The 23,457-nt window shown below is 57.7% G+C and carries 21 protein-coding genes; 4 read left to right on the top strand and 17 right to left on the bottom strand.

Going from position 1 to position 23,457, the window contains the following annotated elements:
• Positions 1-96: 96 nt before the first annotated feature.
• The 4 genes from AC2FD9_RS12510 to AC2FD9_RS12495 are packed head-to-tail and all read right to left on the bottom strand — an operon-like array spanning position 97 to position 5,156.
• Positions 97-1,245 (bottom strand): acetyl-CoA acetyltransferase, encoded by a 1,149-nt coding sequence (locus AC2FD9_RS12510; protein ID WP_496837161.1) that lies wholly within the window; start codon positions 1,243-1,245, stop codon positions 97-99.
• A gap of 11 nt (positions 1,246-1,256) precedes the next feature.
• Complete coding sequence (locus AC2FD9_RS12505) at positions 1,257-1,670, bottom strand: Zn-ribbon domain-containing OB-fold protein (protein WP_496837159.1); 414 nt, start codon at positions 1,668-1,670, stop codon at positions 1,257-1,259.
• A gap of 16 nt (positions 1,671-1,686) precedes the next feature.
• On the bottom strand, positions 1,687-3,315 hold the full coding sequence (locus AC2FD9_RS12500; RefSeq protein ID WP_496837157.1) for an acyl-CoA dehydrogenase family protein: 1,629 nt from the start codon (positions 3,313-3,315) through the stop codon (positions 1,687-1,689).
• The gene (locus AC2FD9_RS12495; RefSeq protein ID WP_496837155.1) at positions 3,312-5,156 is read right to left on the bottom strand and encodes a feruloyl-CoA synthase; all 1,845 of its coding nucleotides are present in this window, start codon (positions 5,154-5,156) and stop codon (positions 3,312-3,314) included. The genes AC2FD9_RS12500 and AC2FD9_RS12495 overlap by 4 nt, the downstream gene beginning before the upstream one ends.
• A 207-nt stretch (positions 5,157-5,363) precedes the next feature.
• Between AC2FD9_RS12495 and AC2FD9_RS12490 the strand changes: the two genes are divergently transcribed.
• Positions 5,364-6,125 carry an SDR family NAD(P)-dependent oxidoreductase gene (locus tag AC2FD9_RS12490; RefSeq protein ID WP_496837153.1) on the top strand — a complete coding sequence of 254 codons (762 nt, stop codon included), beginning with the start codon at positions 5,364-5,366 and terminating at the stop codon, positions 6,123-6,125.
• A gap of 9 nt (positions 6,126-6,134) precedes the next feature.
• On the top strand, positions 6,135-6,905 hold the full coding sequence (locus tag AC2FD9_RS12485) for a crotonase/enoyl-CoA hydratase family protein (protein ID WP_496837151.1): 771 nt from the start codon (positions 6,135-6,137) through the stop codon (positions 6,903-6,905).
• 76 nt (positions 6,906-6,981) lie between these two features.
• On the opposite strand, the gene AC2FD9_RS12480 is transcribed toward AC2FD9_RS12485, so the two are convergent.
• Positions 6,982-7,788, bottom strand: a complete 807-nt coding sequence (locus AC2FD9_RS12480; RefSeq protein ID WP_496837149.1) for a ferredoxin--NADP reductase — start codon at positions 7,786-7,788, stop codon at positions 6,982-6,984.
• Between the two features lie 9 nt (positions 7,789-7,797).
• On the bottom strand, positions 7,798-8,127 hold the full coding sequence (gene fdxA, locus AC2FD9_RS12475) for a ferredoxin FdxA (RefSeq protein ID WP_282119302.1): 330 nt from the start codon (positions 8,125-8,127) through the stop codon (positions 7,798-7,800).
• 268 nt (positions 8,128-8,395) lie between these two features.
• Here fdxA and AC2FD9_RS12470 point away from each other — a divergent pair, with 268 nt between their 5' ends.
• Entirely contained in the window at positions 8,396-9,508 is a 1,113-nt protein-coding gene (locus AC2FD9_RS12470) for a CaiB/BaiF CoA transferase family protein (protein ID WP_496755765.1), read from the top strand.
• On the opposite strand, the gene AC2FD9_RS12465 is transcribed toward AC2FD9_RS12470, so the two are convergent.
• The 11 genes from AC2FD9_RS12465 to AC2FD9_RS12415 all read right to left on the bottom strand — a co-directional run bounded on the left by AC2FD9_RS12465 (position 9,503) and on the right by AC2FD9_RS12415 (position 21,761).
• Positions 9,503-9,928, bottom strand: a complete 426-nt coding sequence (locus AC2FD9_RS12465; RefSeq protein WP_108859585.1) for a MarR family winged helix-turn-helix transcriptional regulator — start codon at positions 9,926-9,928, stop codon at positions 9,503-9,505. The genes AC2FD9_RS12470 and AC2FD9_RS12465 overlap by 6 nt on opposite strands.
• Before the next feature lie 72 nt (positions 9,929-10,000).
• Positions 10,001-10,702 carry an ABC transporter ATP-binding protein gene (locus AC2FD9_RS12460; protein WP_496706176.1) on the bottom strand — a complete coding sequence of 234 codons (702 nt, stop codon included), beginning with the start codon at positions 10,700-10,702 and terminating at the stop codon, positions 10,001-10,003.
• Positions 10,695-11,468: an ABC transporter ATP-binding protein gene (locus AC2FD9_RS12455; protein WP_108859587.1), complete on the bottom strand. Its 774-nt coding sequence runs from the start codon at positions 11,466-11,468 to the stop codon at positions 10,695-10,697. The genes AC2FD9_RS12460 and AC2FD9_RS12455 overlap by 8 nt, the downstream gene beginning before the upstream one ends.
• A complete protein-coding gene (locus tag AC2FD9_RS12450; protein WP_282119305.1) occupies positions 11,465-13,309 on the bottom strand; it encodes an ABC transporter permease in 1,845 nt (614 codons plus the stop codon). Before AC2FD9_RS12450 ends, AC2FD9_RS12455 begins: the two co-directional genes overlap by 4 nt.
• Positions 13,310-13,376: 67 nt before the next feature.
• Positions 13,377-14,591 carry an ABC transporter substrate-binding protein gene (locus AC2FD9_RS12445; protein ID WP_496837144.1) on the bottom strand — a complete coding sequence of 405 codons (1,215 nt, stop codon included), beginning with the start codon at positions 14,589-14,591 and terminating at the stop codon, positions 13,377-13,379.
• Positions 14,592-14,679: 88 nt separating this feature from the next.
• Entirely contained in the window at positions 14,680-15,261 is a 582-nt protein-coding gene (locus AC2FD9_RS12440) for an amino acid synthesis family protein (protein ID WP_282119307.1), read from the bottom strand.
• Positions 15,258-15,839 carry an amino acid synthesis family protein gene (locus AC2FD9_RS12435; protein ID WP_282119308.1) on the bottom strand — a complete coding sequence of 194 codons (582 nt, stop codon included), beginning with the start codon at positions 15,837-15,839 and terminating at the stop codon, positions 15,258-15,260. Before AC2FD9_RS12435 ends, AC2FD9_RS12440 begins: the two co-directional genes overlap by 4 nt.
• Complete coding sequence (locus AC2FD9_RS12430) at positions 15,832-16,695, bottom strand: UPF0280 family protein (protein ID WP_496755771.1); 864 nt, start codon at positions 16,693-16,695, stop codon at positions 15,832-15,834. Before AC2FD9_RS12430 ends, AC2FD9_RS12435 begins: the two co-directional genes overlap by 8 nt.
• A 6-nt stretch (positions 16,696-16,701) precedes the next feature.
• The gene (locus AC2FD9_RS12425) at positions 16,702-18,195 is read right to left on the bottom strand and encodes a 6-hydroxynicotinate reductase (RefSeq protein WP_496837142.1); all 1,494 of its coding nucleotides are present in this window, start codon (positions 18,193-18,195) and stop codon (positions 16,702-16,704) included.
• A complete protein-coding gene (locus tag AC2FD9_RS12420) occupies positions 18,185-20,935 on the bottom strand; it encodes a molybdopterin-dependent oxidoreductase (protein WP_496837140.1) in 2,751 nt (916 codons plus the stop codon). Before AC2FD9_RS12420 ends, AC2FD9_RS12425 begins: the two co-directional genes overlap by 11 nt.
• Positions 20,928-21,761 (bottom strand): FAD binding domain-containing protein, encoded by an 834-nt coding sequence (locus AC2FD9_RS12415; protein WP_496837138.1) that lies wholly within the window; start codon positions 21,759-21,761, stop codon positions 20,928-20,930. Before AC2FD9_RS12415 ends, AC2FD9_RS12420 begins: the two co-directional genes overlap by 8 nt.
• A gap of 378 nt (positions 21,762-22,139) precedes the next feature.
• Between AC2FD9_RS12415 and AC2FD9_RS12410 the strand changes: the two genes are divergently transcribed.
• Positions 22,140-23,384 carry a branched-chain amino acid ABC transporter substrate-binding protein gene (locus AC2FD9_RS12410; protein ID WP_496837136.1) on the top strand — a complete coding sequence of 415 codons (1,245 nt, stop codon included), beginning with the start codon at positions 22,140-22,142 and terminating at the stop codon, positions 23,382-23,384.
• The last annotated feature ends 73 nt before the right edge of the window (positions 23,385-23,457 follow it).

The following is a 23,457-nucleotide window of genomic DNA, read 5'->3' as shown; positions in this document are numbered from 1 at the left end:
GCCCCTTGCCGAGGGTACGTCTACGGCAGGTTGCGTTTTATCGTTTTGGCAAAATCACAAGTTTTGGGGGGCGGATTTGGCCCCCCCCTTGATCGTTTAAAGCGCCGCTTCGCTGCCCAGAACGGTCGTGAACTCGTTCGAGAACGTGCCGCCGTTGCCATGGGCAATCGCAATATTAACATCATCGATCTGACGATTGCCGCCGTCACCCCGTATCTGGGTGGCCGCCTCGATCAAGCAGAACAGGCCGTACATGCCGGGGTGAACACAGCTTAGCCCACCGCCATTGGTGTTAACCGGCAGCGGGCCGCCCGGCGCGATGTTGCCATCGGCCACAAAGGCCCCGGCCTCACCTTTCTTCACAAAGCCCATGTCTTCGAGGAACAGCAGCGTGTTAATCGTGAAGGCGTCATAAAGCTCGACGACGTCAACGTCTTTGGTAGTGACGCCGGCCATCTCGAACGCACGTTTCGAACTTTCGGTGGCACAGGTGGTGGTCAGCGTGGCGGCCTGACTGATCTCGCGGTGGGAAATCGCGTTGCCGCCGCCCAGGAAATAGGCGGGCTTTTCCTGATAATCCTTTGCGCGGTCGGCTGAGGTCACGATGATCGCGGCACCGCCATCCGACATCAGGCAACAATCCAGAACCGCCAATGGATCGGCAACCATGGGCGAGTTCAGATACTCCTCCATCGTCAGGTCATCCTGCATTGTCGCATCGGGGTTCAGCTGAGCCCATTTCCGGGCCGAGATGGCGACATGGCCGAAATGCTCTTTGGGTACGTTGAACTCGTGCATATAGCGTTGCGCGGTGAAGGCATATCCCGGCACCGGCACCATTGGTTCATAGGCGCGTTCCCATTGCGGGGTTTCGATCAGCCCATTGAGGTCGCGCGCGGATTTCGCGGCCGAGCCGTAGCAGATCAGAACGTTCTTACACAAGCCCGCCTGAATCGCCATGGTCGCTTCGACCAGATAGGACATGAAGGACGATCCGCCCACCATGTCCGAGTTCGCCCAGGTTGGCTTGATGCCCAGATACTCGGCGATCGAAAGGGTGGGGAAGAAGTGGTAGAATGTCCCGCCACAGACGCCGTCGATCTCGGACAGGTCCATGCCTGCATCGGTCAGCGCGTTCTGCGTTGCTTTGGCAATCAGTTCCATTGGTGAGGTGTTGGGCGTTTTGCCCAGGCCCCAATAGCCTTTGCCAACGATTGCGGATTTGCCGCGAAGTGCATGTGCCATGATTGAATTCCTTATTCCGCGGGCTTGAAGAACACGGCGGCTTCGCCGGATTTTGCGTTGGGTCCGAAGTCGGGGGTCATGACAACGGCCTGCACTTTCATACCGATGGTGATCGCTTCGTTGTCCACGTCCACAAGGCGGCTGAACATGCGAGGACCTTCGTCCAGATCAATTAGTACGTTGTTGATGTCACCACCGTATTTTGCCGGACGCCGGATGATGGTCGAGGCAAAGACAGTGCCCCGGCCCGAGGCTTCGACCCATTCCAGATCGTCTGCTCCGGTAGTAGGGGACAGAGCGCGTGGGTAGAAGTTGTATTCACCGGTGGTTTTTGAGCGCTGGATCAGAAATTTTCCAGCGGCCAGACCGGATCGGAATGCCGCGTCGGCCTGTGGGCTGGCTTCGGGAAGAGTAAAGTCAGTCATGTGTCGTCCTTGATGTTCACGCGGCAAAGATCGCCGCAGAATGCGTGGGTTCTGGATTAAGGATGCGGTGCCGCAGCAAACCGGCTTCGGGCAGGATGCGCGCCCGGACATGGGCCGCAGTGGCGCGCAACAATTCGGGTTCCGGGGCGTTGTCCGCGGCGGCCTCGAGATCCGCCCAGACGCGACCAAAATATACCAGCCCGGTCAGCCGCATGTAGTCCGAGACCGACGGACCGATATCCGTATAGCTTTGCATGGCTTGGGTTGCGGTTTTCCAGGCGTCAATCGCATCGACCAGCTCGATCGAGCTGAGGCCTAGTGAGGCCATGTCGGCAAAAGCCTGCGCCGCCGCACCGCCATTTGCGCGGATCGCGCGGCGGGCCACTCCGGTTGCCAGAACGCCGTTGGTGCCTTCGTAAATCGCCATGATGCGGCTGTCGCGCATGACCTGCTCAACGCGGTACTCCTTGCAGAATCCATAGCCGCCGTGGATTTGCACTGCCTGGCTTGAGGCCGCGTTGACTGCGTCGGTCGCGAAGGCCTTGCAGGTCGGAGTAAGGATATCCAGCAACCCCTGATCAATGCCCAAATCCATATCCACAAACGTGCGATAGACCATCGCCCGGCATCCCAGCGTGTAGGCGTAGATATCCAGCAACATCCTCTGAACGTCACCGTGTTCGGTGATCAGCGCCGTGCCTTCTGATGTCGTGCCTTGGCGCCGACCTGCGGCATGCAAACGCGACCGCTGAAAAGCCACGTCCATTTGGCCCACGGCCTGCAGGGCCACATCCAGACGCTCGGCATTCATCATAGTGAACATGGCGGCCAGCCCCTGGCCTTCCTGGCCCAACAATTCGGCCTTTGCGCCGTCGAACGCCATCTGACAGGTGGGTGAGGCATGCATCCCCATCTTTTCTTCGATCCGCACGGTCTGAACCCGGTTACGTGTCCCATCGGGTAACACGGCAGGGCAGGCGAACAGGCTGAGACCCCTGACCCCCGGTGCCATGTCCGGGGTGCGCGCGAGCACCAGATGCAATACGTTGTCGGTATAGTCGTGATCACCGCCCGAGATGAAGATTTTGGTACCGCTGAGCACATAGCTATCACCATCCGGCGTAGCGGTCGTTTTGATCCGACCCAGATCTGACCCCGCATCCGGCTCGGTCAGGCACATCGATGCCATCCATTCGCCGGACACCAGCGACGGCAGCAGTCGCGCCTTTTGATCGTCATTGCCTGAGGCATTCAGAGTTCGAATGCAGCCTTGCGCCAGACTCAGCACCATCTCATAGGAAATACACGCGCCAGCCAGCATGTCCGCCAGAACCGCACCCAGAATGTGTGGCAATTCCTGCCCGCCATATTCTTCAGGTGCGCACAAGCCCGGCCAACCGGCATCGGCATAGCGCTTATAGGCGGCAACCATGCCCGGTGGCATCCGTACACGGCCATTTTCCAGACGCGCGCCGTGTGCCTCGCCGATCATGTCCAAAGGGGCAATTTCGGTGTTGATGAAGCGGCCTAAGGCTGGGATTACAGCCTCGGCCAGATCGTCGCTCCAACCGGGCAGCCGCTCGGGCCGACCGATATGCTTGAGGACAAATGCAATCTCGGCTTCAGAGGCGGTGTAGTCGATCATGTGGTAGCCTTTCCTGATACGATCACATCCTCGGACCCTTCATACAATCCAGTGACCGCGTCGGCCCGAAGTTCTAGCGCAAAGCGTTGATTTATATAGCCTTTATCCGTGACTTCATTCTTTTCAACCGACGGGGCGTCGTGTTCGATGCGAACGCGTTTCACGCGTGTGGCGCTGCCGGTTTGGTCGGCATTGTATGCAGCCAAACGTTCGGCAATGAAGGCGCGCACAGTCGGATCATCAGCGTAACCTGCCAATGTGTCGCCCCGTCCGGTCAGGGTTTTGCATTCATCTATGTTTAGGAACAGAAGCGCACCAATTTCGGTCCGGTTATGGCCGGTAATGACCGCATCCGAGGCAATCGGGCTAAGCGCCTGCAGTAACGCAACACGTAAGTTGCCGACGGCGACCCAAGTGCCGGTCATCAGTTTGAAGTTCTCAGAGATGCGGCCATCGAATACGATGCCCTTCGACGGGTCATCTGGATCTTGCAAACGTCCCGCGTCGCCAGTCAGGAAGTACCCTTCGTCATCAAACGCCTCGGCGGTTTTTTCGGCGTTGTTCAGATAACCTGTTGTCACATGCGGTCCGCGGACCCGCATTTCCAGCTTGCCACCATTGGGCAGAAACTTCAGCTCGGATCCCGGACCCGGCACCCCGATGACGCCTGCCTTGTCGATGGGGAAGTGCACACAGGTGGCCATCATCGCCTCAGTCAGGCCCCAGGCGCTTACAAACGGGATTTTCTCGCCCCGTTCCTGCACGCCCAATTGTTCCAGACCTTCCCAAAGATGGTCGGGTAGCCCCGCACCAGAGAAAAAGATCAGATCAAGCCGCTTGAAAAAAGCGTTGCGAAAGGCTGCGTCCTCGCGCAGGACCGGTAAAAGCATGTCAAAACCGCGCGGGACGTTGAAGAATAGGGTGGGTGAAACGTCGCGCACGTTGCGAATTGTCTTTTCAATCTCGCCCGGCACGGGTTTGCCATCATCGATATGAAAGCTGCCGCCGTTGCGCAGCATCATGTTGAAGTTGAAATTGCCGCCGAACGTATGGTTCCAGGGCAGCCAATCAACCACGACAGGTGGGGCGCTTTCCAGAAACGGCCAAATCTGCACCACGGCTTCTTGAGTGGCCAACATCATGCGCTGCGTAACGATGACACCCTTGGGCAACCCGGTTGAGCCAGAAGTGAACAGGATCTTGGCCGGCGTGTCATGGTCAATCGTGGCACGCGCTTGGGCAACCGGTTCGCCAGCTGTGGCTTCTAGGGCGTGCTCAAAGGTCAGTGCGCCATTGTCCGACAGCTGTTCGATGCCTTCCGAGGCGAGAAACTCAAAAGCATGGGCAAAGCCCTTGGCATCATCGGCATAGGCCATACCGGGATTTGTGGTCCTGACGATATGGCGCAGTTTGGCCAGCGACTCGTCGACCAGAGAGTAAGGAACAGAAACCGGCACCACCGGAATGCCCACATGCATAGCAGCCAGCATCAGCAGACCGTGCCGGACCGAATTGCCTGACAGAATCAAAAGTGGGCGGTCTTGAGCCAGCCCCATGCTCAGAAGAAACGCAGCTAGTGAGCGGGTTTGCGCCAAAGCCTCGGAATAGGTGACGCTGATCCATTCACCGTCTGGCCCACGTTCTGCCAGAAAAAGGCGATCAGGTGCTTCTTCGGCCCAGCGTTCCAAATATTCGGAAACACATTTTACGTCCATGTCCAGCAGGTAGGGGCTGCGTAAAACAAAAGCGCCATCGCCCAGATCTTCTCGTAACACCTGTGAAGGGGCGAATTTTTTGAGATGCCCCAAGTCGTGTTCTTTTTGCCGGGCTGAAATGCTCATTTTTCCTCTCCCTGTCATCGGGTCGCACTGGGCGCGACATGATGCATCATTTGAAAATCAGGCTATCCAAAAAATTGTTAGTGTGCAAATGTATTATTGATCGTTCACTAAGTTCCGATTCAACGGGTATGACGCATCAGAAAATCGCGCAAGCCGAAGCCTGATTTCGTTGCGTCATGGCGTTCGGGGCACACAGGGAGACTTGAAATGAGAATCGAAAACGCATCCGCAATCGTGACTGGCGGTGCTTCGGGGTTGGGGTTTGCGACGGCCGAATATCTTGCATCAAGCGGGGCGAAAGTGGCCCTGTTCGACTTGCCCGGCGACAAGCTGGACGAGGCCGCAAAGCAAATGGGGGCAATTGCCGCGCCTTGCGACGTCACCAATGAGGCCCAGGTTTCTGCGGCGCTGGACACGGCAATTGCGGCCAATGGTTTACCCCGTGTTGTCGTCAATTGCGCCGGCGTCACACATGGCGAACGGATCGTAGGGCGCAACGGCCCGGCGGCGCTGGACGGGTTCGCCAGAACGGTTCAGATCAACCTGATCGGCACCTTTAATGTCATGCGCCTGGCGGCTGAGCGGATCATGCAAAATGAACCGCTTGAGGATAACGAGCGGGGGATTATCATCAACACCGCGTCGGCGGCGGCTTTTGAGGGGCAGATCGGACAAGCGGCCTATTCTGCCTCGAAAGGTGGGGTAGCCAGCTTGACCTTGCCTGCGGCGCGGGAGTTTGCGCGCTCGGGCGTTCGGGTCATGGCGATTGCACCGGGTATCTTCTCGACCCCGATGATGGATTTGCTGCCGCAAGAGATTCAGGACAGTCTGGGTGCCAAGGTTCCCTTCCCGTCGCGTCTTGGACAGCCGGCTGAGTTTGCGCGCCTGGCAGGGCACATGATCGAAAACACCATGCTGAACGGTGAATGCGTGCGTCTGGACGGCGCGATCCGTCTGGAACCCAAGTAAGGCTTTTCAATGGAATATACACATATCACCCCAGAGACAGACGGCCCGGTCGGTATCCTGACGCTGGACCGACCTGCCAAGTTCAATGCGATCAATCACGGGCTGCTGTTCGAGATCGAGCACTATTTTGACACCCTTCCCGATGAGATCGGCGCCGTTGCGATCCGCAGTTCCGGTCAGCATTTCTGTGCCGGGCTGGACCTGTTGGAACATTCGATGCGCGACGCCGCAGGGGCGATGCATGAATGTCGCCTGTGGCACCGGATTTTCGACAAAATCGAATACGGACGGGTTCCGGTCGTCGCCGCAATGAACGGTGGTGTTCTGGGCGGCGGGATGGAGCTGGCTATGACCGCCCATATTCGGGTCTCGCAGCAGGATACGTTCTATGAGCTGCCCGAAGGACGCCGCGCGATCTTTGTCGGCGGCGGCGCAACGGTACGTGTTGGCCGGATCATCGGGGCCAGCCGGATGATGGAGATGATGCTGACCGGTCGCCGCTATGGCTCGGACGAAGGGTTGCAACTGGGGCTGGCGCATTATGTTGAGCCGGACGGAACCGTGTTCGACAAAGCGATGGAGCTGGCCCGGCGTGTGACCGAGAATGCGCCCCTGTCAAATTACATGATGATGCAGGCGATCACGCGCATTAACGATATGTCGGCCAGTGATGGCTTCTTTACCGAAAGCCTGGCTGCGGCGATTGCCCAATCCTCACCCGAAGCGCGGGCCGGGATGGAGGCGTTTCTGCACAAGACAGGAAAGCGGGACAATCAGTAAGTCCCGAGACACGCGGGATCTGGTGTGAGAGCGTTTCACCAGATCCCGGTGTAGGGCGGGGCAGAGCCCCGGTTGGTCAATCGACAAAGGCGCGTTCGACCACAAAAGTTGCAGGTTTGTTGTTCGCACCTTCTTCCAGACCGAACCCTTCCAGCGCGACCTTGGTATCCTGCAGCATCGCCATCGAGCCGCAGATCATTCCGCGATCTGTTTCAGGTGAGATTTGCGGCAGGTCCAAATCACCAAACACTTTGCCCGATGCCATGAGATCGGTGATCCGACCTTTGAACGGATAGTCCTCACGCGTGAGGGTGCAATAGTGCCGCAAATTCTGTGCCATCTCGCCAACCAGCGGATCGGATTTGAGCGCCGCAACCAGTTCCTTGCCATAGTCCAGCTCGCCATTTTCCCGACAGGTATGGGTCAGGATCACTTCGTCGAACTTCTCATAGGTTTCGGGGTCGCGGATCAGCGAGGCAAATGGCGCAATGCCGGTGCCGGTCGAGAACATCCAAAGCCGCTTGCCCGGCAATAGCGCGTCATTCACCAATGTGCCGGTGGGCTTTTTGCGCATCAAAACCGTGTCGCCTTCGCGGATTTTTTGCAGGTGTTCGGTAAGTGGGCCGCCGGGAACCTTGATCGAATAGAACTCGATCTCTTCGTCCCAACTGGGCGAGGCAATGGAATAGGCGCGGAACACGGGTTTTTCCGCATTCGGCAGGCCGATCATCACAAATTCACCTGACCGAAACCGGAAGGAAGCCGGGCGGGTGATGCGGAATTTGAACAAGCGATCAGTGTAGTGTTTCACCTCGGTCACGGTTTCGGCGAACACGCCCGCCGGAATGGGGAATTCGGTTTTGGTCATGGAATCCAGCGACATCTTGATCTCCTATTCTGCCGGGGCTTCGGACAGAAGCTCCAGTTTGCCGTCCTTGCCGTTCCAATCGTCTGCGTCAGGCATCGGGTTTTTCTTTTCGGTGATGACGGGCCACGCCTCTGCGTATTTCCCGTTTAGTTCGACCCACGTCTCCATCCCGTCCTCAGTGTCCGGGCGGATTGCGTCGGCGGGGCATTCCGGTTCACACACACCGCAGTCGATACATTCGTCGGGATGGATGACCAGTGTATTTTCCCCTTCGTAGAAACAATCTACTGGGCAAACCTCCACGCAATCGGTGAATTTGCAGTTGATGCAGTTTTCGGTGACGACGTAAGTCATGGAATGCCTATTCGTTAGTGTACGAATGAGTATTGTGAGAAGTGCGTGCCTGTCAATACGTTTCTGTACGAATGAAATTTGCCTGAGTCGGGCTCTTGACCCAAATGTGAAAAAAGTTAGTGTACTAACGAAAATGCTGCGCTTCGGCAGGGTGGCATGACTGACAAGCGGGTTGTCGAAACATCGGACTTATGCTGTTGGGGAGATGCAGGATTCGATCCCGGACACAAGTTGGCCGATCGCAGCAGAGTTTTGAAAGGTTCAACCCATGAGCACCCCCTTGCACGGACTGAAAGTGATCGAACTTGCCCGCATTCTGGCCGGGCCCTGGATCGGGCAGACATTGGCCGATCTGGGGGCGGATGTGCTCAAGGTCGAAAGCCCCGAGGGGGATGATACCCGAAAATGGGGCCCTCCGTTTATCGAACGCGATGGCGATAAGACAGCCGCTTATTTCCACGCGGCCAATCGGGGCAAGGACAGTATCGCATTGGATTTCCGGGATGCGGGTGATCGGGCCAAGTTGCTGGATCTGATCCGCGATGCGGATGTGCTGATCGAAAACTTCAAGGTCGGCGGGTTGAAGAAATTCGGCCTGGATTATGATAGCGTCAAACAGATCAACCCCGGACTTGTTTACGCATCCGTCACTGGGTTCGGTCAGGATGGGCCCTATGCCCATCGGGCGGGGTACGATTTTCTTATCCAGGGTATGAGCGGGATCATGGACCTGACAGGCGACCCCGAGGGAGAGCCGCAAAAGATCGGCGTCGCCTTTGCAGATATCTTCACGGGCCTCTACGGGGTGATCGGCATTCAGGCTGCACTTGCTGAACGAGAGCGCTCGGGGCAGGGACAACACGTGGATCTGAGCCTGCTGGATTGCATGACGGGCGTTCTGGCCAATCAGGCGATGAATTATCTGGCCTCGGGTACGTGTCCAACGCGACTGGGTAACGCCCATCCCAATATCGTGCCTTATCAGGTGTTTCCGGTGGCGGATGGACACATCATCATCGCCTGCGGCAACGACCGGCAATATGCAAGCCTGTGCCAAATACTTGGCCTGCCAGAGTTGATCGACGATACACGGTTCATGTCCAACGCGGACCGTGTGGAAAATCGCGCTGCGTTGACTGAATTGCTGACGAGTTCCTGTCTGGAATGGACCAAGACCGATCTGTTGGCGGCTCTTGAACAACACAGCGTGCCAGGCGGTCCGATAAATTCAGTGCAAGAGGCGCTGAGCGACCCGCAGATTCAGCATCGCGAGATGCAGATTAACCCGGAAGGCGTGCCCGGTCTGCGCACTCCGATCCGGTTTTCCCGGTCTGAATTGCAGTTGGATAAGGCGTCTGCCAAACGGCCCTTCAAATCATGAGATTTTGCGCAAAATCCGAATCAGGTTGCGCTGTTCGGCGGCCGTCAGCGGCTTGAGCGTTTCGTTGGTGATCTGCTGACCAACATCCTTCATGCGCGCGACCATGGCCTCGCCTTCGGGGGATAGCGAAATCAGTGTGCGTCGCTTGTCGTCCGGATCGGGCTCGACAACCGCAAATCCCTTTTGACGCAAGCGATCAACGACCCCTTTGATCGTCGCAACATCCATTGCCGCCAGCCGCCCCAACCGGTTTTGAGAGCACTTGCCCAAATCGGCAATACGGATCAGCGCAGCAAACTGCGTGGGCGTCAGGCCGTCCAATGTGTGTGACTGGAAAATCGACGCGTGGCGCTGATTGGCCAGCCTCAAAAGGTAGCCGACCTGCTCGTCAAGCGCATAGCTTTCAATGGATTCCGTCATGACGGCTCCTGCCTGATTCAATTGTTTGTACTATAATAAACAAAGCCTAGTCCTTCCCACAAGACTAAGGTATTAGACGGCAAGATAGGTGTTTGAAATTTCTGGGTTTTCGTCGAGGTCAGCAAAGCTGCCTTCAAACCGCATTTCGCCTTTTTCGATGATATAAGCCCTGTCCGACACGATCCGCGCAAAGTGTAGGTTCTGTTCGCTGATCAGCACCGACAGCCCCTCTCGTTTCAGTTCCGCAATCACGCGGGCCATTTGTTCCACAATGACGGGGGCAATCCCTTCTGATGGCTCATCCAACAAGACCAGCTTGGGATTGCCCATCAACGTACGGGCGATGGTCAACATCTGTTGTTCTCCACCCGAAAGTTGCTTGCCTAGGTTCTTGCGACGCTCAGCCAGATTCGGGAACAGCTCGAACAAGTGTTCCTGTGTCCATTCGGGTGCATCTGGACGTGGTTCGCGGCGTCCGACTTCGAGGTTTTCTTCGATGGTCAGATCCCCGAAAATCCGACGGTCTTCGGGGACATAACCCATGCCAAGGCGACAGATCGCATGAGGGGTATTCCCCTGAACCTCGCGTTCGGCATAGCGGATGGTGCCATTGATGTGACGCACCAATCCCATGATGGACTTCATGGTGGTCGATTTGCCCGCGCCGTTCCGGCCCATCAGCGCAACCACCTCGTTTTCGCCGACGCTCAGCGAAACACCGTTGAGGATTTGCGCACGGCCGTACCAGGCCCCAAGGTTTTTGACATCAAGCATGGGCGCTCTCCGCTTCAAAGACTGAGCCGCCGCCCAGATATACCTCTTGGACCAATGGGTTGGTGCGGATTTCAGACCCTGTGCCTTCGGCGATCAACTCACCCCGGTTCAGGACCAGAATACGATGGGCGTGGGCAAAAACGACGTCCATGTCATGTTCGGTGAACACCACACTCACGCCGCCTTTGGCCACGATTTCCGCGGTCAACGCCATCAGGGCTAGCCGTTCGGACGGTGCCATGCCCGCCGTCGGTTCGTCCATCAGCAGTAGGGCGGGCTCATGCGCCAGGGCAATCGCCAGTTCCAGCCTTTTTAGATCGCCATAAGCCAATTCCGAACATGCCCGTCCGGCCTGGTCCTGCATCGAGACCAGTTCCAGCAGCGCCATTGCCTCGTCCACATACATCCGCGTTGCGCGTGAAAACAGGTCAAACACCCGGCGGTGATACGAGATCAGCGCCATCTGGACATTTTCCACAACGGTCATCGACAGGAAGGTTGCCGTAATCTGGAACGTTCGACCGACACCCATACGCCATATCTTGCGCGGCGGGTGGCCGATCAGGGCTTGGCCGCGCAAGGATACGGAACCTGTATTCGGTTTTAGGTAGCCATTCAGCATGTTGAAACATGTGGTTTTGCCCGCGCCGTTGGGACCGATCAGGGCAAGGAATTCCCCTTCCTTCAGATCGAAATTCACATCCTTCACGGCCTGCACGCCGCCAAAGGATTTGGACAGGTTACGGACTTCGAGAACGTTGGTCATGCCCGGCCTCCTTTCAGGCCGCGCAGCAGGCGCTGGACACCGCCCGCAATCCCGTCAGGTGCCACTAGGACAACGATTAGAATGATGGCCCCGAAGATAAAGCGCCAGTAGTCTAACCGCGTGACCCAATCTTCGATCAGGACAAAGGCACCGGCCCCAAGGATCGGACCCGCCAGCGCGTGAATGCCACCCAGAAGAACCATGATCAGACCGTCGATGCTCAGCGCGATGCCGAGGCTGTCAGGAAAGACGCTGCCCTTTGAAAATGCAAAGACGACCCCGGCCAAACCGGCAAAGCCACCCGCCAGCACAAAGCCCATCCATTGATGAAACCGGGTATCGATGCCGATCGATTCAGCCCGGGTCTGGCTGTCGCGTATGCCGCGCAGGATATAGCCGAATGGAGAGAAGGCCACACGACGCAAAGCCCATATTCCGCCGATACATAGGACGAAGGCGATGTAGAAATAAACCTTGTCAGAGCTGGCCCATTTGGCAGGCCATACGCCAAGGATGCCATCATCCCCGCCGGTGAATTCCTGCCATTGGAACGTGACACCCCATAGGATCTGGGCTGCGGCCAAGGTCAACATGGCGAGGTAAACGCCCGACAGCCGGACACAGAACCAGCCGAAGAACAGCGCTGCTATGGCCGCGCAAACCGGGCCGAAAAGCATAGCCGAGATCATGCCGAGGCCAAGGAATTTGACCGCCATCGCCGCGCCATAGGCGCCAACGCCGAAATAAGCGGCGTGCCCAAAGCTGACCATGCCGCCAACACCCATCATAAAATGCAGCGATACGGCAAATAACGTCGCGACCATCACATCGACCATCAGGACCGAAGTGAAATCAGCAGTGAACAAGGGGCTAAGCGCCAGCACCAGCAGCGCGGCCATCAGCACCATTGCTGATTTCTGATCCATCAGCGCCAGTGGTTGGTCCGGTTCTTCCGGCGCGCCCTTTTCGCTGCCGGGTTTGCCGAACAAGCCATGGGGCCGGAAGATCAGGACAATCGCCATAATGACGAATGGTAAAACGATTGAGATTTGCGGGAAGATCAGGATTGCAAAAGCGTTCAGGACCGAGATCAGAACCGCCGCTACAAACGCGCCGGACACGCTGCCCATACCGCCAATGACAACCACGACGAAAGCCTCACCGATGATGGACAGATCCATCTGCAGCGATACCGCCTCGCGCGGGATTTGCAGTGCGCCACCCAATCCAGCCAAGAACGAGCCCAATACGAATGCTGCCGAAAACAACCAGGCTTGGTTGACGCCTAGCGCCCCGACCATCTCGCGGTCTTGGGTCGCGGCACGCACCAGAACACCCCAGCGGGTTTTGTGGAACAGCAGCCAGATGGCCAGCAATACGACCGGCCCGATAGCGATCAAGGCGAGGTCATATTCGGGAATTGGTTCACCCATGATGCGAACCGCGCTATCCAATCCCGGCGCGCGCGGGCCCAAAAGGTCCTCTGCGCCCCAGATCGCCAGCGTGCCATCCTGAAAGATCAATACGACGCCAAACGTTGCGACTAGTTGGAACAGCTCAGGTGCGTGGTAAATGCGGCGCAGGATAGTGAGTTCGATGATCAGGCCGATCACCCCGACGATCATTGCCGCCAAAATGACGCTGACCCAAAAGCCAAGGATGCTGCCGCTCCAGAGTGTGACCAGTGTGTAAGCGAGATAGGCGCCGACCATGTAGAACGAGCCATGCGCAAAGTTCACGATCCGCGTGACGCCGAAGATGATCGAAAGCCCGGATGCGATCAGGAAAAGCGAGGAAGCGTTCGCCAATCCAGTCAATAGCTGTGCAAAATAGAACCCCATCGGGCCACCGTCCCTTGTTCGTGTTCTTTTTGTGGGGCGGGGCAGCTATTGCCCCGCCAAAGTCGGCTTATTCCGCTGGACGCAAGGCTGCTGCGTCGTCTTCGCTGGGCAAATAATCTGCCCCGTCGGCATAGGACCAGTCGACCATCGATGGTTTGCCGTCGACTGTCCCAGTCTTGCCGACATAGGCGCCCATCGTGGACTGATGGTCAGCCGCGCGGAAGGTGAAGGGGCCGGTTGGGCTGCTGTCGACGGTCAGGCCCTCCATCGCGGCTAGCAAGGCGTCAGTGTCTGTGGAATCGGCCTTTTCTAGTGCTGCGGCGATGGCGAGGATCGAGTTATATCCAACGATAGATCCGGTTTTGGGCGCTTCGCCGAACTTTTCGATATAAGCTTCAGCAAACGCCTTATGCTCGTCCGTTGCGATGTCGGTCGAGGGGTATCCAGTGACGATCCAACCCTCAGGAGCCTCAGCCCCCAGCGGGTCGAGGTATTCCGGTTCTCCGGTCAGCAATGATGCCACGTAGCGATCCTCGAACAGGAACCGCAGCGAACCTTCGCGAACAAATTTGGCCAGATCGCCGCCGAAGGTCACGTTGTAAATCGCATCCGGTTTCGAGGCCTCAAGTGCGCGTACGGTGGAACCCGCGTCGATTTTGAACAGCGGTGGCCATTGTTCTTCGACAAATTCTACATCGGGGCGCAATTTGGTCAGTTCGGATTTGAAGGCCTTCACCGCATCCTGCCCATAGGCGTAGTTCGGCGCGACAGTCGCCCATTTCACGGCGTCGAGCTTGGCGGCCTGTTCGGCCAGCATCGCGGCCTGCATATGGGTCGAGGGGCGCAGACGATAGGTGTATTTGTTGCCTTTGGACCAGACAATCGCGTCGGACAGGGGCTCGGACGCGATGAACAGGACTTCTTTCTGCTTGGCAAAATCGGAAACGGCCAGACCGATATTGGATAGGAAGGTGCCAAAGATCAGAACTGCACCGTCTTTTGAGACCAGTTCCTCGGCGATCCGGATTGCGGTGGCTGGATCACCGGTATCATCCCGGCTGATCACTTCCAGTTGTTTGCCGTCGATCCCGCCTGCGGCGTTGATCTGTTCGACCGCCAGTTGCCAACCTTTCTTGTAGGGCTCGGTAAAGGCGGGCAGACGGGTATAGCTGTTTACTTCACCCAAAACGATTGTGTCCTGGGCCAGACTGACCCCAACCGTCAAACTGGTGAAGGGTAGCGCCGCAAGCGCGCCCAGTACCGTGCGTCTGATCAGATTCATTTCAAATTCCTCCCAATGATCATTGTTCACGGCCAGTTATCCCGGCTTCTTAATGTGTTGTCAGCCCTAAAGAGCGCAGCTGCTACATTCAGCGCAGCCCGTCTTTGCCTTCTGCCTCCTCATTCGTCAGTCCGCCTACGCGCGGCAGCGGTCGTCCGCTGTCGGTGACCGCAACTGCCACCATGATCTCATTCGCGCGGGGCGCGTCGTTCAACTGCACTTCGATGCCGTCAAAATGGCTGCGCACATAGGCCGCGTCCTTGTGACCAAGCGGTACGTCCAGTACCTGTCCAGGGCTGCCCATCTTCTTCGAAGAAGGCACCAAGGCAGCGCCCTTTTCGACCTCTTTGCGTAGTGGCGCGCCCAACTTGGGGTGCAGGATGGCGGCGGCATGTTCCAGCTCGCCATTCTCACCGACCATCGCCGATTTGCCGTAGCTTTCGGCCTGTTCCGGTGTGATGCCAAGGGCCTCGACGCAGCGGCGACCCAGCAAAGCGCCCAACTCAGCCCCAGTTTCCATCAGGGGTGTCAGATCCTCGACATATTGCCCGGCAAAGGGGTTTTCGATTACGGCCACGGCCACCGCCTTGCGCGTGGCGGGCGAGATCGGTCGCCCTGCCTCGATATGGGTTTCTTCAACGTTGACTGCGATTTTGCGGATCTTTGTCATCTTAGGCCGTCCTCTCCTTTGATGTCCCAGGCCTCAAGCCCACCCGAGCGCGAATGCACCCGCGGCCCGGTTGTCATGACCAGCGAGAAAGCCAGCTCGCCTGCGCGCGGGGCGTCATTGCAACCCACCTCCATGCTGTCGAAATGGCTGCGCACATATGAGGCGTTGATATGCGTGATCGGCACATCCAGTCGCGCACCCACGCCACCGACTTTTTTGGATGAGGGCACAATCGCGTTTGCCGTGCCTAGCAACTGGCGCATCGCATAGCCGCCGGGGGCGTGCCACAGAGCGCCGTGTTCCAGCTCGCCGCCTTCACCAACCAAAGAACCTTTGCCATAGCCTTGTACGTTTTCCGGGCCGCCCAGCATGTCGATCAGGGCTTGTGCCATTTCCAGACCCAGAGGTTTGAGGTCTTCCATAAAGCCCTGAATTTTGGGTTCGTACCGCCCTGCAAACGGGTTGGCGATCACGGCCATTGCGGCCACCCGCACCAGCGGTGTGTCGGACAGCGGTCCGCCTTCGTGATAGATTTCTTCAAGCGAAAACAGCTTCTTTCGCAGTTGAACGTCAGGCATATTGTGGAACCTTTTGAGTGGTTGAGATCACCAGTCGAGACGCGCCCGTCTGGCGGGAGTGGGAGCCAAGAGACAGATGGGCGGCAGAGATCAAACCGCGTCCAAGCAAGGTCTCGGCAGTATTCAGGCCGTGTGACAGGGCATCTTGAATATCTTGGGCGGAGAGTTGGCCGACAGAAACCGGAACGGGCAGGTCGCCCAAATCGCTGTCATCGCGCAGTTGATTGGCCGGAAGGCGCCGGATGGCCGGATGCCCGGGCAGATCAACCGCATTGGCGATCAGCGTCGCTGCCACATCGGCCATTGCTGCGTTGCTGGCCAACACTGTAACGCTGTCGGCGATGCCAAGGCTCAAGCTGCGCCCGCCGCGACCCGACGTGGCAATGCCGCCAATCTTGTCGCTTGCACGGATAGCAATGCGGCCCAGATCGCATCCGTTAAGCCCGCTCATTGCGATGCGATAGTCCTGACCCGAGCCCAGATAAACAGCAATATCTCCGCCATTGTTGACCAACGCGCGATCCAGAGGTGTGGCGTGAAGCATGGCCGCCAGTACTTCGTCCGCGACAGCTCCGGCAACGGCGGCCATGCGTGTAACAAACACGTTGGAATGAGGGCGCGCAGCCTCATCCATGCGGCGCGCTACCCGTCCTTGAGGGCGGGCGCATTCAGCGGTCATGGGCATTTTCAGCAACCCCAGTTCATCCACCAAGCCCTGCAGCAAGGATTGGAACCGTAACTGGGCAGCTTCGAATGCGATATCTTGCGCGCCATCTGCCTCGACGATCAGGTCGATCGGTCCGTGTTGCAGATGCAATCTGCGGCCGCAGGGCAATATGGCAGAGGTGGGGTGCATCCGGCCTTATGCTCCTTTCGCCCAGCGATAATTTTTCGAAGACATCGGGTCGGGTTGGTTTTCGAACTGATCCACCTTGCGGGTTTCGTCCGAGACAACCTCGGAAACCGGCTTGATCTCATCCATGTGTCCGCCCAGCGTGCCATAGTCGCTGACACGCATCGTGAACTCGATGGGGGCGACCAGCGCTGGTGTTGGCACGTACCCGAACGATCCGGTGGGCATGTCCAGAACGTCGACCATCACGGTGATGCCGCCGCCAGGCCAAACGTAAGCCTCGGCCCCGCCGCAGGATACAAAGGTCAGCGAGCCCTTGACCGATTTTGTCAGCCGCACCGGGTTTTCCGTGACACCTGCCCGCAGGCTGCCGCCTGCGCCGCCCATGAACAGAACCGAGCAGACCGAAGGTTCGCAGTTTTCGGCAATCAGCTCAGCAGACGCCTTCAGCGCCGGGGGAATCTCGACGGGCTGAGGTTTCAGCTCGGCATCCAGTTCAAAATAGCCATATTGCTCACCAGTGGTGGATACCATCAACAGGCTCATACCTTTACGCGCGAATTTTGGATTGAAGTCGCCCAGAATTTTTAGCGGATCCTCGATATCCGTACCGCCCCAGCCGGTGCCAGGCTCTGCGACCTGAAAATAGCGACCCGGGGTGGAACGACGACCATTGATCTTGATGCCCGTTGGTTCGACATCAAGCAGTTTGCCTGCCTGATGCTCGGACAGAACGCCGGTAATGTGGTCGTCGACCACCACCACGTCATCCACATGTTCAATCCACTGCTTGGCGAACATTCCGATCGTTGCCGAGCCGCAGCCCACCCGCATCAGTTTCTCTTCGACCCCATTAATGATGGGCGCTTTACCGGCCTGAACCACAATCGTCGTTTCGTGCCCCTCATCGCCGATCACCATTTCAACGGCCTCGCGATTGCACAGCCGCAGCAGGGCGTCGCAAGTGATCCGCCCCTCTTTCTTTGAACCGCCGGTCAGATGCTCGACCCCACCCAGCGACAACATCTTGGACCCGTATTCCGAGGTCATCACATGCCCGACGGGCTCACCGTCCACGCGGACGACATCGCGCTCGTGACCAATATGGCGATCGGTGTCGATCTTCACTTTGACACCGCAATACGAGAAAATCCCCTCGGTCACGACAGTAACCATATCCACGCCTTCCACGTCCTGGCTGACGATAAAGGGCGCAGGTTTGTAGTCGGGGTAGGTCGTGCCCGCACCGACGGCGGTCACAAAGGGCCGCTTGCCTTGCAAGATGTCGCCGTCCCAGTCTTCGGGGTCTTTACCGTCTTTCAGGAACGGGACAAGGCGCGTGTCCTCAGTGCTTTCGATGATCGTCAATGCATCCAAACGGACTAGGTCGCCACCATGATTGGCATAGCGGTCGCAGGCCCCGATTTTACCGTCCGCGATGTAGCACATCACCGGGCAGGCATCGCAGCGGATTTTCTCTGGTGTGGCGCGTTCAGTTGCCATCTTTCAGTTCCTTGATTGCTGCGCGCATCTTTGCAGGCGTGGCAGGACCTTGCGTCAGCCGAACGCCGCAGGCGCGATTGATTGCATTGAAAAGGGCCGGGGCCGTCGGGATCAGAACGTGCTCTCCCAGTCCCTTGGCACCGTAGGGGCCGTGGGCATCCTCTTCCTCGATGATGAGGGTTTCGATCGGGGGGATGTCTCCAATGGTCGGGATCAGATAGTCGTGCAGGTTCTCGGTAAGGCCGGGCAGGTATTCTTCCATCAGCGCCATGCCAAGACCCTGCGCGATCCCGCCCTGCACCTGACCCTCGACCAGCATCGGGTTAATCGCTTTGCCGACGTCATGGGCGGCCACGAATTTGATCGGTTTCACCGTGCCAAGTTTTGTGTCCACCTCGACAACAGCCAGATGCGCAGCATAACCAAACTGAGCATAAGGTATCCCTTGACCGTTTTCGTCCAACGGTTTTGTGGGCGGGTCATAGGTTTCTTCGGAACGCAGAACATACCCTTCGGCGTCCGGTTCCAGCGTGGTCAGGTCGATCGTGTGTTGTTGTCCGTTGTCGTCCACCACAATCGTTCCTGCGTTTAGGGTAATCACGGCGTCAGGCCCGGCGTTAACCCGGGACAGGATCTGCGCCCGCATCGCTTCGCCCGACAGACGTGAAGCGCTGCCAGAGACATAGGTCTGACGTGAGGCCGAAGTTTTGCCCGCGTCTGGCGTGACATCCGTATCGGCCCCGATGATTTCGATCTGCGCAACCGGGACACCAAGCGCCGTGGCAAAGATCTGCGTGATGACGGTGTTTGCCCCTTGGCCGATATCCATCGCTCCTTGGTGTAGGACCACACTGCCTTCTGACCGGATACCCGATTTGATCGTCGACGGGTTGGGCAACGAAGTGTTGCCGCACCCGTACCAACCTGCCGCCAGTCCAACGCCGCGCTTCAAGGTATTGTTTTGTGCGTTGAATGCCTGAACCGCCGCATTTTCTTCGGCCCACGCGGGACGTAGCGCTTCGAGGCAGGCGCGAATGCCGACACCCTGATCGAAGATCTGCCCGCAAACGGTGGGGAACCCATTTTCCAGTGCATTGTTGATGCGGAAATCAAGCGCGTCGATGCCCAATTTGTCCGCCAACTCGTCGAACAGGCATTCCTGCGCGATGGCTGATTGCGGAACGCCAAAGCCGCGGAATGCGCCCGATGGCGGGCAATGCGTATGGATGCCTTTGGCTTCGGCGCGGTAGTCGGTGATTTTGTACGGCCCCGAGGCATGAACAGGAACCCGGTTGGCCACGGTCGGACCCCAGCTGGCATAGGCGCCTGTGTTGAACAGCCCGTCAAATGTCATCCCACTGATGCGGCCGTCCTTGGTTGCCCCGATCCTGACCCGCAGGTCGGAAGGGTGGCGTTTGGTGGTGGACTGCATGGACTCTGTCCGCGAATAGGTCAGTCGCACCGGCTTGCCGGTTTTGAGCGCGGCAAGAGCCAGATAAGGCTGAACCGAAATATCGAGTTTTGAGCCGAACCCGCCGCCGACCCCGGTCGGGGCAATACGGATCTGATCGCGCGGCATCCCCAAGATGATCTCCAGCGCGTCTAGGTCCATCACCGGAGCTTGCGTGCAGGCATGGACTTCGACCCGCCCGTTCACGATCTCGGCGAACCCGGCCTCAGGCTCGATATACCCATGTTCGACAAAGCCCGAGCGGAAATGGCCTTCGACCACAACATCTGCGTTGGCCAACGCGGTTTCTGGTGTCCCGCATTTCACGAAACCGGCACACATAACGTTGCCGTCGCGATCTGGGTGTAGCTGCGCGGCTAGGGGTGTCATGGCGTCCGGTGAATCCAGCGCTGCGGGTCTTTCTTCCCACGTTACTGGAAAATCTGCTGGATCGAATGTTGCCAGAATCTCGGGCAGACCAATGATGGCGGCGACAGCCTCGCCACGGAACCGAGCCTCGGTCTCCGCGAATACAGGTTGGTCGGCAAAGTCGGGAATAACGCCAAAGTTGTTGCGCCCGGGAATGTCGGCCGCAGTCAGGACTGCTTCGATCCCAGGGGTCTTATTGGCCCAAGTGTCCAGATCGCCAAGTGTAAACCTGGCACGGTGGTAAGGGGAACGGATGACATAGATTTCCAATGTACCTGCCGGGGCAACATCATCGCCAAAAAGCTCTGTGCCTGTGACCTTGTCGTGCCCATCCACGCGCCAGATGGCTTCGCCCGCGTGTCCCAATGATGCTTCGGGCAAAGCAGGCGCACCAGCGGCGACCACGGCATCGATAATCTTTCGATACCCGGTGCAGCGGCACAAAACACCGCCTAGGGCATCCTGGACCTGCTCATTGTTTGGCTCAGGAGTCTCGCGCAGCAATGCGACGGCAGCGGTCATCATGCCCGGCGTGCAGATTCCGCACTGCGCCGCACCGTGGTTTTGAAAGCTTTCTGCCAGACGTTTGGCAATCTGGTCATCTTGCGTCAGCCCGGACACCGTTTCCACAGACCGCCCAGCAGCCTGTTGCGCCGGAACCAGGCAGGCACAGACCGGATCACCATCGACCAGAACGGTGCAAGCACCGCAGTCGCCGGCGTTGCATCCGATCTTGACGTCGCGTGCTGACAGCCGCTCGCGCAACATTTCCGACAGGCGCTCACCCACGCGCGGCACCGCGCTGACGGGGTGGCCGTTCAGGTTGAATTCGGTCGTGATTTCATCAGCGCGTTTATCCATGGTGTTGTCCCGCCTCTGCGATTGCCCGGACACATTGTTCTGTCACAGAGTCCAGTCGGAATGCGGCGTCCCCGCGGACGTCATCAATGGGGCTAAGCGGTGCCAAATGCTCTGATGAAACTTCAACCGTTTCAGGGGATTTCCCGATCAAATCGGTTTCGAGCTGTACCAGCCTTTGTGCCACGGCTGACGCAGCCCCCACGGCGACGCGCGCATAGTTGATCCGGCGGTTTTCATCGAGGCCGATGATGACAGAAGTCATCGTGATCGAGATCACAAGGTATCGTCGCGCGCCGAGTTTTTCGAAATGTCCAACAGTCCCTTTGGGCGGATCGGGCAGGTAGATCGCGGTCACAATCTCATCGCCGGACAGCGCCGTTTTGCGCACGCCAGTGATGAACTCTGACAGCGGAACCTCGCGAAAGCCACGGACCGAGCCAAGTTCAACGCTGGCCTCCAGCGTCAGCAGCGGTGGCACGCCGTCAGCGGCAGGCGAGGCATTGCACAGGTTCCCTGCAATCGTGCCGCTGTTCTGGATCTGCAGGCTACCGACTTCCCGCGCTGCCATTTGCAGGCCCCTAAATGCGACGGGCAGATTGGCCCGGGCAATGTCTGTCCAGCTTGTTGTGGCTCCGATTCTCCAACGGTCATCCACAAGTTGGAAGCCCGAAAGACCATTGATGCGTGTGAGGTCCAATATGTCGGTGTGCAGCTCATGACGCTGCCGAGATGGGAAAAAGTCAGTGCCGCCAGCGACAACCGTCAGATCATTGCTGGTCAGCAAATCAAATGCATCATCGAGGGTGTTGGGAGAGAGATACCGCAAAGTGTCTATCCTGATGAGAAATTTCTCGTTAGTACACAAATGATATTACGCGAACAAAAAAAATGTCAACGATTTGTTTGGGCCAGTTTTGTTTATCATGAGCGCGGGCAGAAGATTGGATCACGGATATTCAGTCGATTGATCATTCCCCTTATTTTCAGAGCTAATTGAGGGGCAGCCACTCTAGTCGCGATAAAATTGGGCGATGTGACGGCGCAATGCCGATTTTGTTTCACGAATGTCCAGAAGTTCCAAATTCGGTCAGTAATTCGTTGACACACTAACAAACAGCCATAAATATAGTGATCGATCACTCACCCACGTGTGGATCTTACAGCGGGCTGAAACCTACCGCCTGGTGTCAATAGGGAGGAAGAAATGAACAAGTTCAATTTGATGATGGCGACCGCACTTGCTGCTGGTCTTGTTGCAGGGGCCGCTGCGGCACAGGAAAAAGTACGAATCGCTTTCATTGATCCGCTATCCGGGCCATTTGCGACGACGGGCACACAAGGCCTGGCGATCTATCGCCACAGCGTCAAAGAGCTGGTGAACGAACCTGGCGGGCTGTTGGATGGGAATGCCGAATTCGAGATGGTGCCTTTCGACAATAAGATCAGCGCAAAGGAATCGCTCATCCAGTTGCAGGTTGCCATGGATCAGGGCATTCGCATCATCGCTCAGGGCGCATCATCCGGTGTGGCGAACGCGCTGACCGAAGCCGTTGCCAAGCACAATCGTCGCAATCCTGATGATCCGGTTATCTTCCTCAACCACTCGGCCGTTGACCCGGCGTTGACCAATGACAAGTGCCAGTTCTGGCATTTCCGCTTTGACGCGAATGCTGACATCAAAATGGACGCTTTGACCGATGACATTGCGGCCAACCCGGATATCAAAAAAGTCTATGTGATCGGTCAGGACTATTCGTTCGGTAAGGCTGTTGCTGCGGCCGCTCAGCGGTTCCTTCAGGAAAAGCGCCCCGATATTGAGATTGTCGGGAACGAGTTGCATCCGATCGGCAAAGTCAAAGACTTCACGCCTTACGCGCGCAAGATTGTTGGTTCGGGCGCAGATGCCGTGATCACCGGTAACTGGGGCGGCGATATGGTCGGTCTGGGCAAGGCGGTTATGGGTGCCGGTTTCGACAAGCCGATCTACACCTACTATGGCGCGACCTCGGGCATCACCGCGGCCTTTGGTGAAGAAGGCGACGGTATCGTCAAGCTGGTTGGCGCAGGTCAGGTAAACCCCGCCCCAACACCGGAAGCGCAAGAGTTCATCGAAGCCTTCTATGTAAGCTTCCCGGATCTGGACTTCGGTCAGCCTCAGATGGCGAATGTTGCACCGATGCTGGCGGCCGCGATCAACGAAGTTGGCAACGCCACGGATATCAAGGCGATCGCCTACGCGCTGGAGGGCATGGAGTACGACAGCATTGTCACAGGCAAGACATTGATGCGCGAAAGCGATCACCAGACGATCCAGACAGTGACGGTGCAAGGGCAGACACCCGAGGCTGCGTTCGACTATGACAATTCTGGCCGTGGTATGGTCGCAGAAACTGTTGTCGAACTGGCGTCCAATGACTCGTCCACCACGTGCGAGATGAAGCGCCCATAACCCTCTAACCACTCTGGTGGTCCGTCCGAATTCCGGGCGGGCCGCTAGGCTACCACTCAATAAAATGCAGGGA

The organism is Ruegeria sp. YTSC230 (assembly GCF_059609665.1).
This window is presented reverse-complemented; position numbering and strand designations above follow the sequence as displayed.

Excerpts from the sequence above, each read along its gene's own strand:
- AC2FD9_RS12470 (WP_496755765.1), top strand. The coding sequence starts at position 8,396 with ATGAGCACCCCCTTGCACGGACTGAAAGTGATCGAACTTGCCCGCATT.
- AC2FD9_RS12450 (WP_282119305.1), bottom strand. The coding sequence starts at position 13,309 with ATGGGGTTCTATTTTGCACAGCTATTGACTGGATTGGCGAACGCTTCC.
- AC2FD9_RS12460 (WP_496706176.1), bottom strand. The coding sequence starts at position 10,702 with ATGCTTGATGTCAAAAACCTTGGGGCCTGGTACGGCCGTGCGCAAATC.
- AC2FD9_RS12410 (WP_496837136.1), top strand. The coding sequence starts at position 22,140 with ATGAACAAGTTCAATTTGATGATGGCGACCGCACTTGCTGCTGGTCTT.
- AC2FD9_RS12510 (WP_496837161.1), bottom strand. The coding sequence starts at position 1,245 with ATGGCACATGCACTTCGCGGCAAATCCGCAATCGTTGGCAAAGGCTAT.
- AC2FD9_RS12465 (WP_108859585.1), bottom strand. The coding sequence starts at position 9,928 with ATGACGGAATCCATTGAAAGCTATGCGCTTGACGAGCAGGTCGGCTAC.
- AC2FD9_RS12445 (WP_496837144.1), bottom strand. The coding sequence starts at position 14,591 with ATGAATCTGATCAGACGCACGGTACTGGGCGCGCTTGCGGCGCTACCC.
- AC2FD9_RS12420 (WP_496837140.1), bottom strand. The coding sequence starts at position 20,935 with ATGGATAAACGCGCTGATGAAATCACGACCGAATTCAACCTGAACGGC.
- AC2FD9_RS12500 (WP_496837157.1), bottom strand. The coding sequence starts at position 3,315 with ATGATCGACTACACCGCCTCTGAAGCCGAGATTGCATTTGTCCTCAAG.
- AC2FD9_RS12455 (WP_108859587.1), bottom strand. The coding sequence starts at position 11,468 with ATGACCAACGTTCTCGAAGTCCGTAACCTGTCCAAATCCTTTGGCGGC.
- AC2FD9_RS12490 (WP_496837153.1), top strand. The coding sequence starts at position 5,364 with ATGAGAATCGAAAACGCATCCGCAATCGTGACTGGCGGTGCTTCGGGG.
- AC2FD9_RS12480 (WP_496837149.1), bottom strand. The coding sequence starts at position 7,788 with ATGTCGCTGGATTCCATGACCAAAACCGAATTCCCCATTCCGGCGGGC.
- AC2FD9_RS12440 (WP_282119307.1), bottom strand. The coding sequence starts at position 15,261 with ATGACAAAGATCCGCAAAATCGCAGTCAACGTTGAAGAAACCCATATC.
- AC2FD9_RS12425 (WP_496837142.1), bottom strand. The coding sequence starts at position 18,195 with ATGGCAACTGAACGCGCCACACCAGAGAAAATCCGCTGCGATGCCTGC.
- AC2FD9_RS12485 (WP_496837151.1), top strand. The coding sequence starts at position 6,135 with ATGGAATATACACATATCACCCCAGAGACAGACGGCCCGGTCGGTATC.
- AC2FD9_RS12495 (WP_496837155.1), bottom strand. The coding sequence starts at position 5,156 with ATGAGCATTTCAGCCCGGCAAAAAGAACACGACTTGGGGCATCTCAAA.
- AC2FD9_RS12505 (WP_496837159.1), bottom strand. The coding sequence starts at position 1,670 with ATGACTGACTTTACTCTTCCCGAAGCCAGCCCACAGGCCGACGCGGCA.
- AC2FD9_RS12435 (WP_282119308.1), bottom strand. The coding sequence starts at position 15,839 with ATGCCTGACGTTCAACTGCGAAAGAAGCTGTTTTCGCTTGAAGAAATC.
- AC2FD9_RS12430 (WP_496755771.1), bottom strand. The coding sequence starts at position 16,695 with ATGCACCCCACCTCTGCCATATTGCCCTGCGGCCGCAGATTGCATCTG.
- fdxA (WP_282119302.1), bottom strand. The coding sequence starts at position 8,127 with ATGACTTACGTCGTCACCGAAAACTGCATCAACTGCAAATTCACCGAT.